Source organism: Blautia intestinalis, from assembly GCF_014297355.1.
Taxonomy (GTDB): Bacteria; Bacillota; Clostridia; order Lachnospirales; family Lachnospiraceae; genus Blautia_A; species Blautia_A intestinalis.
Map to the genome: position 1 here is coordinate 78555 of NZ_JACOQE010000004.1, position 14093 is coordinate 92647.

A 14093-nucleotide genomic window follows, 5' to 3' on the forward strand; every position below is an offset into this window, starting at 1 on the left:
TTAGCCCTCACATTTTTCAACGTACATGGAAATTCCCTGCCCACCGCCGATGCACATGCTGATCATTGCATTCTTCTTATCTGTACGCATCAGTTCATACATTACCTTAACTGTAAGGATACAGCCTGTTGCTCCAATTGGGTGTCCGATAGAAATACCACCACCATAAATATTAACTTTGTCCATATCCAGTCCAAGATCTCTGCTGACAGCTACTGCCTGGCTGGCAAATGCCTCATTGATCTCAAACATATCAATGTCTTTAAGGTTCAGGTTCAGCTGTTTTGCAAGTTTTTCACTGGAAAGTTTCGGTGAATAACCCATTAACTCTGCATCAAATCCGGCAACTGTCCAGCCTTTGATGACAAGTTTCGGAATAACACCAAGTTCTTCTGCTTTTTCTCTTGACATAACAACAACTGCTGCTGCCGCATCATTAAGACTGGAAGAGTTTCCTGCTGTAACTGTGCCACCTTTTACGAAACATGGACGGAGTTTTGCAAGTTTTTCCATAGTCTGTCCTTCTCTCGGACCCTCGTCTGTATCAAAAATTGTTACATTGCCCTTGCGGTCTTTCAGTTCTACCGGAACAATCTCAGCCTTAAATTTACCTGCTTTGATTGCTGCGCATGCTCTCTGATGGCTCTGCATCGCAAAAGCATCCTGCTCTTCTCTTGTTACATCGTATTTAGTTGCAACGTTTTCTGCAGTTACACCATTGTGATTTCCATCCAATGGCCAGGTCAGGATATCGATGACTCCATCCTCGAATACTTTGTGTCCCATACGTGCACCCCAGCGGGCATCTTTTACATAATATGGAAGCTGAGAAATATTCTCTGCACCACCAGCAACAACTACATCAGCAAATCCTGTCTGGATCTCCATAACAGCATCTGCGATGGACTGCAAGGAAGAACCACACTGTCTGTTTACGGAATAAGCGGTTGTTTCCTTCGGCATACCGGCTTTCAGGCTGATTGCTCTTGCTACGAATCCGTTTTCTGCAACTTCTCCAACCTGTCCGATAATAACTTCATCAACATCTGAAGGTTTGATTCCTGCACGATTAACAGCTTCTTTGACTACAATCGCACCAAGATCAATAGCAGATACTCCTTTAAGGCTTCCACCATAAGAACCAACGGCTGTTCTGCATCCACTGACAATTACTACATCTTTAAACTCACCCATGACTATACCTCCTGCAAGTATTTTAATTTTTCTGTTCTACAAACTCTACCAAAACACCAAATCCGTAACGGGGTCTGAGGAAGTTGACAATGATTCCTCCTGCTCCCGGAACTGCTTCTTTTTCCAGCATTTCCAGCCCCTTATCTTCAAATTCCCGGCGGGCTTTTTCCACGTCTTCCACTTCAAAAGCAATGTGATGAAGACCTCCTTTTCCATTTCTGAATTCTGTCAGTACACCTTCTGTCGGAATAATAAGTTCCACCGGAGATTCATCTTTTCCGTATTTTGTAAAAAGGCAGTGTGCGTGATAGGCTTCAACATATTCCATATAGTCGGTTTCTAGCCTAAACTGATCCATAAAAGCTTCCGCCTTTTCCATGGACGGCATTATGATTCCTACATGATGCAGTCTCATTGGTTTCATTTATCTTCCTCCTCTCTGTAAAAATCCGGAATATTCCAAGAAATTTTCTGCAGATATGGACGTTCCGCACGCCGCTGAAAATCCTCCACATCTTTCTTTTTCCAGTCATAGATTCCTTTATCCGTTTTTATCCCATATTCTTTTTTGTCACAGTGGTCCATGATCAGCTTCTGTACTTCTGTGTCATCAGCAAGATCTGGATACAGTTCTTCACTGATATCCCGTGCCAGATCAAGGCCACAGTTATCAAAATGTTCAAAAATACCTATAGATGTATATCTTGGTGCAAAACTGTTCATCAGAATCTCATCTACTTCTTCAGATGTCGCAATTCCGCTTTCCACAATGTGGATGGCTTCTCTCAGTAATGCATACTGAAGCCGGTTGGCCACAAAACCAGGAGCGTCCTTTTTTATGATTACAGGAGTCTTCCTGACATATTTCAGTAAATCAACCACATACTGTACTGCTTCTTCGGAAGTGTACTTATTTGGTACGATTTCCACACATGGTACAAGATGCGGTGGATAAAAAGGATGCGCCACTAAAATTTTATCTCTAATCCTGCTTCCTTCTGCCAGCTGTAAAGAAGGAATTGCAGAGGTAGAAGATGCAACTGCTTTAAGGTGTAAACAATGTTCTGCCAGTGCCTCATATATACTGTGCTTTACCTCAAGTTGCTCCGAAGCACTCTCGAAAACACAGTCTACCTTCTGCAATTCTTCATAGGAGGTTACCACTTGTAAATACGAACTGCACCGTTTCTGTTCTTCTCTGGTCAGAATACGTTCTTCCCGGAGAAAATCCAGTATTTTCTGATATCTTTTTATGTATTTTTCCTGATTATGCCGGACATAAAGCAGGGTGTGAATGCCATTGCATGTAAGCAGTACACTCATACTTAGTCCCATCATTCCGGCCCCAACGACTGCTACCTGAATGTTTTTATTCATTCTCTGTCCCTCCGGCATTTCCCGTCTCAGCACCCAATTATCAGATTCCCAGATATGCTGCCTGTATCTGTTCATTAGCCAGCAGATCAGAAGCTTTACCTTCCATTACGATCTGTCCGGTTTCAAGAACATAACCACGGTCAGCTACAGATAACGCCTGATTAAGGTTCTGTTCAACGATCAGGATACTTACACCCTGTTTTGCAACATTTGAAATAATCTCAAACATATCTTTTACTACAATAGGCGCCAGACCCAGTGACGGCTCATCCAGCATTAAAAGTTTTGGGCTGATCATCAGCGCTCTGGCAATTGCAAGCATCTGCTGCTCACCACCACTTAATGATCCTGCCATCTGATTCTGACGTTCCTTGAGTATAGGGAACATCTCAAAAGATTTCTGTATATTTTCTTCCAGTGCTGCACGTGCCGCCTTTGGATATGCACCCATAACAAGATTTTCTCTGACGGATAAGCTGCCCAGAATTCCACGTCCCTGAGGGATGTGTGCGATTCTGTGGTCCGCTTTCTCATAAGCTTTAATCCTGGTAAGGTCTTCACCCCGATATGTAATCGTTCCTGATTTTACAGGTTCCAGTCCTGAAAGGATACGAAGCAATGTGGTTTTTCCGGCACCATTAGAGCCAACAAGTGAAACGACTTCACCTTCGTCTACATTCATGGAAATATTAAACAGCACCTGAAGATCTCCATATCCTGCACATAAGTCTTTAATTTCCAGTAACATTCGCTTCACCTCCCAGATATGCAGCTACTACCTGCGGATCATTAAGAACAGTTCTCGGTTCTCCTTCACAGAGCAGTTTTCCCTGATTAAGAACGATAGCTCTTGTGCAGACAGAAACTACGGCTTTCATTACGTGTTCAATAAACAGGACAGTAATTCCTTCTTTATTGATCGTACGAATCAGGTCAAGACTGGATTCCATTTCTGACGGGTTCAGACCTGCCATAACTTCGTCCATCATGATGATCTTCGGTTTCGTTGCCATACATCTTGCAAGATCCATCCACTTTCTTTTTTCAATGGATAGTTTTGCACTTTTTGTGTCTTTCAGATCATATAATTTTGTCAGATTAAGAATTTCATTTGTCAGTTCCACCGCCTGTGCTTTTGAATTCTGCTGCAGTGCGATTGTATAAATATTGTCAAACACATTGAGATGAGCAAAAGGTTTCGGAGTCTGGAATGTACGTGCAATACCAAGTTTTGCTCTGTCTGCGATACTCATTTTTGTTGGAATTTCTTTTCCGTCAAATGTGATGGTACCTTTATTCTGGATATATACTCCGGATATCATATTTACAGTTGTAGATTTTCCGGAACCGTTCGGTCCTATCAGGGCAAGAACTTCACCTTTATCAATATGGAAATTAAGATCCTGTACTGCCTTAATACCACCAAAGGAAATAGACAGATCTTTTACTTCAAGTAATCTCTCCATCATGCTCCCTCCTTTTTCCTGCTGAAACGAAAGACAGATCTTTTGTTTACAGTATTATCTTTCTGGAAAAATCCGATGATACCTTCTGGTTTAAAAATAATAACGAGCATCAGAAGAATACCATATACCATCTGGCTTCCACCTGCTGAACCAAACAGAACGCTGGTTGCCTCGATCAGTAATACAACTACAAAACCACCGATAACAGAACCCCAGAGGCTTGCAACACCACCAACGATAGCAACAACACCAATCTTCATTGAAAGGTCAAAACTTGCTGTACTGGTAGGTGCAATATAAGTAAGGAATGATGCATAAAAACATCCGACAACTGCTGCCATCATCGCACTGAGCTGGAAAGCTTTCAGTTTAATCTTGAAAGTTTCGATTCCAAGAGATTCAGCTGCTGTTTCATCACCTTTAATAGCGCTTAAGTAATAACCTGTTTTTGATTTTGTAAACAGATATGTAACCAGTACCATGAGAAGTACGAGTACCAAGGCAATGTAATAAAACGGAATATCGTTTTCAAATGTCAGTAACCAAAAATCATGCTGACGGTAAGTTACATACATTCCGGCAGCACCTTTTGTTACTTTGTCGAAATGCTGGATCAGAACTCGGATTGCTTCACCACATGCGATAGTCGCAATAGAGAAATATGGTCCGTGAAGACGAAATGTTGAATATCCGACGATCGTAGCAATGATCGCTGCAATGACCATACCTACCGGAATTGTCAGGAACGGAGACCATCCGAATTCAGTATTGAGAATAAAGTTTGCATATGCTCCTACTGCCACAAATGAAGCATGACACCAGGAAACCTGTCCGCCATATCCACCGATAATATTCCAGCAACCTGCCATAGCTGCAAAGAACATACAGTTTACAAGGTTTGAAATAATGTAGTTACCTGTTGTTACAGCAGGTATGAGAAGGAAAATTACCAACAGAACATATGCAGGTATATATTTTTTCGATAAAATATTTTTCATGCCCGTCTCTCTCCTTTCCCAAAGAATCCCTGTGGTCTCAGGTACAGTACAACCAAAAGTGCAACACATACACCAACCGGTCCAAGATCGTTGGAAATCATACCTGTTACAAGAGCTTCAATGACACCAACTGCAAGTCCACCTACCAGAGCACCCTTGATATCGCCAAGTCCACCGATGATAACTGCGATATACGCTGTCGTACGGAACATGTTTCCGGCAGTAGGAGTTACATAATACAAAGGAGTGATCAGAAGACCGGAAATTCCGGCAAAGATAACACCGATCATGAAAGCAATCGTAAATGTCTTTTTTGTGTTAATGCCAAGCATCTGTGCAACTTCAGGTTTTTCGGAAGTTGCTCTCATAGCACGGCCGAGAGTTGTCTTGTTCAGCAGCATATAAACACCAAGAACAAGAATGATCATTGCAAAAAATGCGATAAGTCTTGGAAGACCTATACTGTAATCACCAATAATGATTGAAGATGTTTTTATTTCAGATGGCACAGATTTCGGATCCGCACCAAATACAAATTCTGCAAGGTTCTGGAGAAAATAAGATAAACCAAGAGTTACAAGAATAAATGAAGTATCGTCTGAACCAAGAAGAGGTCTTACGATCAGTTTAAAAATTACCCATGAAAGAGCACCCATACATACTACAACAAACGGGATTGCCCAATAACAGTTCAAGCCTGTCCATGAATAGAAGAGATATGTAAAATACATGCCCCATATAAGCTGTGCACAGGCTGAGAAGTCAACCATTTTCATAACACCGAAGATGATTGTGATACCTACACCAAACAATGCATATACACCGCCGGCAAGGACACCGCTAATCAAGGATTGAAAAAATACCCACGTCATTTAGTAACCTCCTTTATGTAATACGGGATGTATTTTCATACATCCCGTAACAACTCCTCTGCGACTTATTTCTGCATTGCTTTTAAGTCCTCAGTCAGCTGGAAATCTGCACCAGCTTCAGTATCCGGGAATACACAGCGTGTTCTGTAAACATCATCGTCGCCTTTCTGCCACTGTACGATAACTGCATGTGCGTTTGTGTTTGCACCTGTTTCATCAAATGTAACATCCCCGCCAGGTGTAGCTGCTGGGCATGTCAGTTTACGAAGTTCTTCTGTAACCGCTTCATGATCTGTTGATGCAGCGTTTTCAAGAGCCTGTGCAATCAGATAAATAGCACTGAATGCAGATGTACTCTGCTCTGGCATGAAGTATCCATATTCTTCTTCAAATTTCTCGCCGATATCTGCGATTTCTTCATTACCGGTAATAGTCTGAATATCATAGTTATGTCCACTTACGGAAACAACGCCGTCTACCAGTTCACCAAGTTCTTCACCAAATGACGGATACAGGAATCCACCACCGCCACCAATGATAAGTGGGCTGTAGTTCATACTCTTCATTGTGTTAAAGAGAAGTTTTGCGTCCTGTGTATAGCAGGTAGGGAATACAACTTCACAACCAGCCTGTTTCAGACCAACAACGATATTTGTAAGGTCAGAAGATCCCGCTGTAAAGGATTCGTTATAAGCAATTTCCAGTCCGGAATCGTTCTTTACAGATTCTTCGATTGCATTTACAGCACCTGAAGTATTGGAAATACCCCATTCCGTATCTTCATAAACGATACCTACTTTGCTGATTCCAAGGCCATATTGTTCATTGAGCCATTCAAGGAATTTAACCTGATATTCTGCAAAGCTTCCACCTGTTGAACCAAAACGAAATACATGCTGATATCCCTGGTTTGTGATGGATTCGGAAACCTGTGCTGTCAGGAAAGGCATTCCGTTCTTTTCAAATACAGGAAGCATTGGAAGTACGAAGGAACTGGAAGCTGCACCTGTTACTGCAACGATATCCGGGTTTTCATTAATAAGACGTTCCGCTGCTGATTTTGACTGGTCAGCATCAGACTGGTTATCATAAGATACAAGTTCAAGTTTTCTTCCGCCGAGAGACTTGATTCCACCATTTTCATTAATATAATCAATAGCAAACTGGCATCCATCTACATTGAAAACACCCTGGTCAGCATTATTTCCGGTGATAGGAAATACACAGCCCACTTTAATCGGATCATCTTCTGCATCAGCCATAACACTCACTGCACCTGATGCCAGAGACATACTTGCAAGTACACCTGCCATTAAACCTGCGATCACTTTTTTACACTTCATAAGATACCCTCCTTATATTCTCTTATTTTGTATAATCGTAAAAACCTTTTCCCGTTTTTCTTCCTAATAAGTGTGCATTAACCATCTTTTTCAGTAATGGGCACGGTCTGTATTTCGGATCCCCCAAATCTTCATACATCTGTGTCATAACTGCCAGTACTGTATCCAGTCCTGCAAAGTCAGTTAATTCAAGTGGTCCCATAGGGAAGTTAGCGCCAAGCTTCATTGCCTGGTCAATATCTTTCGGATCATTTCCTTCCATTGCAAGGAAAATAGCTTCATTCTGCATTGGAACAAGCATTCTGTTTACCAGGAATCCTGATGTATCCGGAGCTTTAATCGCTGTTTTTTCAATAACTTCAGCAAAATCAAATGCAGCTTTTTCTGTAGCTTCGCTGGTAAGAATTCCAGGAATGATCTCCAGAAGTTTCATTGCCGGCGGCGGAACGAAGAAATGTGTTCCAATTACGCGATCAGGATGTTTTGTTGCCCCTGCGATCTTTGTGATAGAAATAGTTGAAGTATTAGATGCAAGAATTGCATTTTCCTGTACGATTTCATCAAGCTGTTCAAAAATTTTAAGTTTGATCGGTACATTTTCTGTTGCAGCTTCAATAACAAAGTCCGCATCTGCGCCATCTTTGTAATCGCCGCTGGTTGTCAGTAATGACATTGCATGATCTTTAACTTCCTGTGTAATTTTTCCTTTTTCGATCTTACGCTGCAGGAAATGTTCAATTTTTGCTTTACCTTTGTCAGCAAATTCTTTTGACACATCTGTAAGAACTGTGGTAAGCCCATGTTCAATACATACCTGGGCAATACCACTTCCCATAATACCGGCTCCTACAACCATTACCTTGTTTACACCCATTTAAAAACCTCCTTTTATTTTTCTTTTTTTGTTTTTTGTATTATCTCCTTCAACCCTGACCAATTTTCCATATAGATCCGAGTATCCGTGTATTTGAGATCATCTGCAATCAACGGTACGAAATCCATCTGATCCAGAATGTCTTTCTGAAGATCAACTCCTTTTGCGATTTCCACAAGCATCGGTCCTTCAGAAGTAAGACGGAATACTGCACGTTCTGTAACGAAGACCATATTCTGATTCATTTCAGCTGCAATCTTTCCGTTGTAGGAAATCTGCTGTACCGCTTTTACCATTTTGCGAATTTTTCCTTCTTCCACAATGTGCATTCCGTTTTCATCAAATTCTACTTTCAGGCCTTTTCCTGTAAAAGTAGAACAGAAAATAACATTTTTGGCTCTTGCAGTAATATCAATAAATCCACCTGCTCCAGGTGCCTTATCTCCCATCCTGGTGGCATTTACATTACCTTTTTCGTCCATTTCGCCGGCACCCATAAAGGTATAGTCAATTCCTGCCCCGTTATAATATTCAAACTGTCTGTCATGTGGAATCAACGCCTGTGCATTTTGGGAAATTCCAAAATCAATTCCACCTGCTGGAATACCGCCATAAATACCAGATTCAACTGTGATCGTTACATCATCTCCGATATTTTCTTCTGCAATGATCGCTCCGATAACATCATTCGGGATTCCTGTTCCGACATTGATAACTACGTCCGGTTCCAATTCCATCATTGCCCTGCGGCCAATCACCTTTCTCACATTTAGCGGAATAGGCTCTGTTTTGGATTCCGGTGCCCATGCCTGTCCACTGTAAGACGGATCATAGTACCATGATGATGTCTGACGGTGATTTTCTATCGCGTCATCACACACAACAACCGCATCTACCAGCACTCCTGGAACAATTACATCTTTCGGACTTAAGGTTCCAGCTTTTACTACCTGTTTAACCTGACAGATTACCTGACCTCCAAAACGTTTAGTTGCCATAACTGCCGGAAGCAGTTCTAATACCATTGCTTCTTCCTGTGTTGTGATATTTCCATTCTCGTCTGCATATGTTCCACGGATAAGAAGTGTATCAATCGGAATTTCCTTGTAACGAAGATATTCTTCTCCGTCAATTGTCACTACGTCTACGATATCTCCCAGAAGTTTTGTGCGGTCATTCATCTTGCCGCCTTCAATTCTCGGGTCGATATATGTTCCAAGACCTACTTTACTGATCTTGCCCGGCTCTCTGAGCGCCATACTGTGGAACATATTTGCCATCTGTCCCTGCGGAAGGTTATAGGCTTCTATTTTATTAGAAGAAATAAGATCCATCATCTTCGGACAAAGTCCCCAGTGTCCACCAATAATCCGTTTTGTAAGTCCTTCATGTGCCATTCTGTAAACAGCACCTGATTTTCTGTCGGACTGTCCACATGTGTGCACATATGTCAGCTGATTAGGCTGTCCTGTTTCCAGAAATCTGTTCTCCAATTCTTTCAGAATTGTTTCGCAGGCTGATACCAATGTCATTCCAATCGTACAGATTGTAGTATTACTCTCAATTCTGTCAACAGCTTCCTGTGCTGTTATGAAATCAGGCTTTCTCATATTCTCCTCCTCTTAATTGTTTTTCAGTTTATCTTCAAAAATCTGTCTTAACGCTTTTTTTCTGACCTTTCCGTTTCCGGTTACAGGAATGTCTTCTTCCTTCCAGATTTCTATATACTGAGGTAGTTCAAACTTACCGATTTTTCCCGGAAGATCTTTTTTTATTTCTTCCAGATTGATTTTTTCATTTTCTTTTTCTACAAGGATTGCTGCAGGTATCTCACCTAATATCTCATCACTTACCGGGAATACGCTTGCATATTCAACTCCCGGGTACTGAAGAAATACTGGTTCGATCAGTGATGGGAAAAGTTTTTCTCCGCCTCTGTTGATCACATCTTTTATACGATCCAGGATAAAAATATCTCCGTTTTTTTCTTTTCTTATAATGTCACCTGTATGAAGAATTTCTTTATCTTTATCTTCTCGTCCCCAAATCTTTGTGGTAACGATACTTCCCTCACATAAAGCTTCGCCTTCACCATATTCTGTGATGCTGCCATCTTCATTCAATATCGTGATATGGCAGTTCATAACTTCTCTTCCAGGATCACCATGCCTGTAAGATAATACTCCGGAACCTGCTGTTTCAGTTAAACCGTATGCGATTCGGAATGATGCTTTCGGAGCCATTCTGTAAAATTTCTCTTTATTTTCATTGCTGATAACAGCGCCTCCGCAAACTGCAATTCTCAATGAGTCAAGGTTATATTTTCTTTCTGCCTCGTGCATCATTTTTATATAAACAGCCGGTACAGAATGAAAATGTGTCGCATGATATTTCTCAATTGCCCCGAGTACTTTGTTTGAATCAAATTTTTCAAAAACAACTATCGTTCCACCCATATAGAGGAACATATTTGAGACACAGCTAAGGCCTAAAATATGAAATACCGGAACTGACAGAACTGATATATCTTTTTCTGATACTCGCAAGGCTTCCTGGTAGCCATAGGCTGTTTCCATCATATTAGTATGGGAAACCATGATTCCTTTCGGCTTTCCTGTTGTTCCTGATGTATGGAGTATAACTGCTGTCAGATCATCTTCCTGAATACTTGTGTACATGCTTCCTGAACGCTTGTTTTTCTGTTTCAGGATCTCATCTATTGAAAAACTTCTGACACCCTGTATTTTTGTTTCGGGTACATGATCTGTAAGAATTCTGTCAACATTTATATCTGGTAAAATCTTCTCAACTTTTGCAAACCAGCGTTCATTTAGCACCAGACAGTGTGTATCTGTATCTTTCAGAACGTATTCGATTTCCTCGCTCTGCATCTTTGTATTAACCATGACTGCTATGCAGCCAAGTTTAACTATCGCATAAAATACAATATAAAAATCAATACTGTTTACAAAAAGAACACCGATTCGTTCACCTTTTTTTACTTTGAACTCTTCTTTCAGCCATCCGGCTATAATATCTATTTTTTCTGCAAGCTCACTATATGTGATACTTTTTTCTTCTTCAATGATGGCAGTTTTTTCTGGAAATCTGTAAGAGGACTCCTTTACCGCATCATAAATGTTCCTATACTTACTTTTCATTCCTTTTCCGCTGTTCATCTCTGTCATTGATATCTTCACCAGCCTTCTGTTGTATATGGCGCTCCTTGTTTTATGCATATTGCATAATTTTATACATTGTTTTTTGGATTGCTTATATGTTTTAACTAATTACGATTGTACTTTTGCGTGTGCAATTCAGCAATATTACCTGTACCAAAGAAATTTATATTTTTTTAGTTCTGTCATACACTTTTTGTAATTTTGTAAAGAAATCTCTCAATTTGTGAAAATAAAAAAGCCTTCCAAAATATTCCCAACCATAAGACCAGGTCATTTCAAAAGGCTTTTGTTTATTCTGTTATTTTATTCTGTTGTATGATCAAATTCATATATCAGCATGGCAATATAAAGAGGGATTGATTCAACTATATTTCTTGGATCATATCCCGTCGCTTCTTTCAGTTTGCTCAGACGGTACTGTAATGTGTTTTTGTGTATATACAGATCTTCCGCAGTTTTTGTAATAGATCCATTATTTTCGGAATAACATCTCAGAAGTTGTACCCAGCGGACCGTTTCCTCTTCTTCACAATCTTTGAATATACGTTTCACAAACAGTTCTCTGTCCTGCTTTGAAATATTTTCCAGAAGAAGCTCAATATCCACATCGCTATATACTTTTATTTTTTTATTTTTCAAACGCATAGCAAGATTACATGCTGTATCTGCCTCTCTGTAAGATCTTCTTATCTCCAACCGGTTTGTTCCGACCGCACCTACTCCCGCATAAAGCTGACAACTGTACTGTTTTTCAACATTATAGATTATCTCCTGAGCATACTTCAATATTTCTTGCTGGTCTGAGCTGTGAAAAAAACCTATAATTTTTGTTCCAATCTGACATACCGGATGATTTGCCTCTTTTTTCAGGCATCTCTTAATCTCACGAATAACCTGATCGTATAATCTCTGTTCATCTTCTGCATCTTTGGGCTGCGCATGCAGTTTTTTTTCAATCACACCGAAAACCACAACAACTCTATCAAAATCAATATCAATTCCAAGAAGCTGTCCTCTCAGTTGCAGATTTTCTTCACTTTCTCCGCTGTCATCGTTTCCAAAAAGCCACGAAAACAGAAAATTATTGCGCATATTTTCCATATTCTTTTTCTGGATATTCTGATAACTGTCCATAATCAGAATCTTGGTCATTTTCTGAATAATTTTTCCCAGTATCTGGACTTCTTCTTTTTCACCGGTAATCCCTACAACGCCCACGATTTTTTCTTCGATAATAATAGGAAGATTGATTCCATTTTTGGCACCTGCATATTCATCAGCATCAGAAATAACAAGTTCATCAAGTTTCTGTCTGATAACTCTCTGTGCTCCGGAATGATAGGTTCCGATACGTGACAGATCAGAACTTGCTATTATACAGCCAGTTTCATCCATGATATTAATATTTTTCTGTATTGTACCTTCCAGTTCCTCCACAATTTTCTGCATTTGTTTTCTTGGGATAATCATAATTAACCATCCTTTTCTTATCATTCATTACAGTTTCTCTTAATTATTGCGGATAATCGGAGTCTAAGATTTAGAGTATAATACTAATATTCATGTATCAATGTTCCCGGTAACATTTTTTTTATTCATTTTTTGTTTTAATTACGATTGAACAAAATCGCTGCGCGATGGCCTGCCAAGGCTGTGGCGCAGTTTTATTTTTATTAAAAAAGCAGTGGAATTACTTTTCATAATCCGTTATTGTTAAGTTACCACACGAAACAACTGAACTAAGAAAGCTCCACTGCCTATGATAAGAATAACATTTTCCACTGGAACTTTAGATTCTTTGAGAAAAGGGCGATCTTTGAATTTAAGTACAATTGAAACAATCTGCAAAATGTTAAATGTATTCAGCATCACTGAAATTGTGGAATATATTCCAGAAGACTTGACAAAATAAGCTGGCTGATTTCAAATATCTCCCACTGTATTTTCTCAATTACTTATATCAGCCCTGCTCTCCTCAACCTTTCTTTAAATTCTGTTCTTCCGGCATTTCAAAATTTTTCCAATCATCCGGAAACTTGTCAAGCCTTAACAAAATTTGAATCTGCATACCTTTAAGTTTCATTCCCATCAATCTTAATTTGTCTTTTTGCATTTTTCACCTTCTCCCATTCCTTTATAAATATTATAGAGTTTATAACTCTAAAATTCAATAGTGTTTATTCCTCTAGGATAAAATAATAAAAAGTCCCGGAGGAAAATATTATGGATTACTTAAACAGGATCCGCAGTTTACGCGAAGATAATGATTACTCTCAGGAAGATATTGCCAGTTATCTTCATATTGGTCAGCGTACTTACTCTGATTACGAGCGAGGAAAAACACGCATCCCTTTGGATTCTATGATAATGCTTGCAGAATTTTATAATGTAGATATGAATTACATCTGCTGCCTGACCGATCAGAAAAACAAATTCCCAGAAAAATAAGCGTACCGACATGATATTCCACTGTCAGTACGCTTTATTTGTTTCCAAATTAACTATAAACAGATGAACCAGTCTCCTCCTTTCTTGGCTTTGGTCACTTTAATGGTCATTCTCCAAAAGCACCTTCAAAAAAACATTATAATTATTCATTATTAATTTCAGTTGTTGGGTTCAAGTCCCATCTCCTGCATTCTTTTTTTATCTTAAAACAAAAAGCGTAAAATAAAGGATATGCTCTGATATAACAGATACCCGGTCTGGTAACAGCTTCGGAATTTGGAAACACTATGGCTATTCGCAGTCTGTGTTACCATAAATTCCTCCAGAGGTTACCGGATC

At 39.8% G+C, this 14093-nt stretch carries 15 protein-coding genes; 2 read left to right on the top strand and 13 right to left on the bottom strand.

Annotated elements, in window-relative coordinates; translation table 11 throughout:
• The 12 genes from H8Z79_RS08520 to H8Z79_RS08575 form a co-directional block, all read right to left on the bottom strand.
• Complete coding sequence (locus H8Z79_RS08520; RefSeq protein ID WP_178703787.1) at positions 1-1194, bottom strand: thiolase family protein; 1194 nt, start codon at positions 1192-1194, stop codon at positions 1-3.
• Between the two features lie 22 nt (positions 1195-1216).
• Positions 1217-1618: a VOC family protein gene (locus H8Z79_RS08525; RefSeq protein ID WP_015543342.1), complete on the bottom strand. Its 402-nt coding sequence runs from the start codon at positions 1616-1618 to the stop codon at positions 1217-1219.
• Complete coding sequence (locus H8Z79_RS08530; protein ID WP_015543341.1) at positions 1615-2571, bottom strand: 3-hydroxyacyl-CoA dehydrogenase family protein; 957 nt, start codon at positions 2569-2571, stop codon at positions 1615-1617. Before H8Z79_RS08530 ends, H8Z79_RS08525 begins: the two co-directional genes overlap by 4 nt.
• 40 nt (positions 2572-2611) lie before the next feature.
• A complete protein-coding gene (locus tag H8Z79_RS08535; RefSeq protein ID WP_015543340.1) occupies positions 2612-3319 on the bottom strand; it encodes an ABC transporter ATP-binding protein in 708 nt (235 codons plus the stop codon).
• Positions 3303-4040 carry an ABC transporter ATP-binding protein gene (locus tag H8Z79_RS08540; RefSeq protein ID WP_178703814.1) on the bottom strand — a complete coding sequence of 246 codons (738 nt, stop codon included), beginning with the start codon at positions 4038-4040 and terminating at the stop codon, positions 3303-3305. The genes H8Z79_RS08535 and H8Z79_RS08540 overlap by 17 nt, the downstream gene beginning before the upstream one ends.
• Positions 4037-5035 (bottom strand): branched-chain amino acid ABC transporter permease, encoded by a 999-nt coding sequence (locus tag H8Z79_RS08545; RefSeq protein ID WP_015543338.1) that lies wholly within the window; start codon positions 5033-5035, stop codon positions 4037-4039. The genes H8Z79_RS08540 and H8Z79_RS08545 overlap by 4 nt, the downstream gene beginning before the upstream one ends.
• The gene (locus H8Z79_RS08550; RefSeq protein WP_015543337.1) at positions 5032-5907 is read right to left on the bottom strand and encodes a branched-chain amino acid ABC transporter permease; all 876 of its coding nucleotides are present in this window, start codon (positions 5905-5907) and stop codon (positions 5032-5034) included. Before H8Z79_RS08550 ends, H8Z79_RS08545 begins: the two co-directional genes overlap by 4 nt.
• A 65-nt stretch (positions 5908-5972) precedes the next feature.
• Positions 5973-7250, bottom strand: coding sequence for an ABC transporter substrate-binding protein (locus tag H8Z79_RS08555; RefSeq protein WP_015543336.1), 1278 nt, complete (start codon positions 7248-7250; stop codon positions 5973-5975).
• 22 nt (positions 7251-7272) lie between these two features.
• A complete protein-coding gene (locus H8Z79_RS08560) occupies positions 7273-8124 on the bottom strand; it encodes a 3-hydroxyacyl-CoA dehydrogenase family protein (RefSeq protein ID WP_015543335.1) in 852 nt (283 codons plus the stop codon).
• Between the two features lie 14 nt (positions 8125-8138).
• On the bottom strand, positions 8139-9734 hold the full coding sequence (locus tag H8Z79_RS08565) for an acyl CoA:acetate/3-ketoacid CoA transferase (RefSeq protein WP_178703775.1): 1596 nt from the start codon (positions 9732-9734) through the stop codon (positions 8139-8141).
• Between the two features lie 12 nt (positions 9735-9746).
• The gene (locus H8Z79_RS08570; RefSeq protein WP_187002808.1) at positions 9747-11312 is read right to left on the bottom strand and encodes a class I adenylate-forming enzyme family protein; all 1566 of its coding nucleotides are present in this window, start codon (positions 11310-11312) and stop codon (positions 9747-9749) included.
• Positions 11313-11609: 297 nt separating this feature from the next.
• Entirely contained in the window at positions 11610-12776 is a 1167-nt protein-coding gene (locus tag H8Z79_RS08575) for a CdaR family transcriptional regulator (protein WP_015543332.1), read from the bottom strand.
• 289 nt (positions 12777-13065) lie between these two features.
• On the opposite strand from H8Z79_RS08575, the gene H8Z79_RS17605 reads away from it, so the two are divergent.
• A complete protein-coding gene (locus tag H8Z79_RS17605; RefSeq protein ID WP_187002809.1) occupies positions 13066-13218 on the top strand; it encodes a helix-turn-helix domain-containing protein in 153 nt (50 codons plus the stop codon).
• A gap of 63 nt (positions 13219-13281) precedes the next feature.
• On the opposite strand, the gene H8Z79_RS08585 is transcribed toward H8Z79_RS17605, so the two are convergent.
• On the bottom strand, positions 13282-13419 hold the full coding sequence (locus H8Z79_RS08585) for a hypothetical protein (RefSeq protein ID WP_015543331.1): 138 nt from the start codon (positions 13417-13419) through the stop codon (positions 13282-13284).
• 110 nt (positions 13420-13529) lie between these two features.
• Here H8Z79_RS08585 and H8Z79_RS08590 point away from each other — a divergent pair, with 110 nt between their 5' ends.
• Positions 13530-13754 (top strand): helix-turn-helix domain-containing protein, encoded by a 225-nt coding sequence (locus H8Z79_RS08590; protein ID WP_015543330.1) that lies wholly within the window; start codon positions 13530-13532, stop codon positions 13752-13754.
• Positions 13755-14093 lie beyond the last annotated feature (339 nt).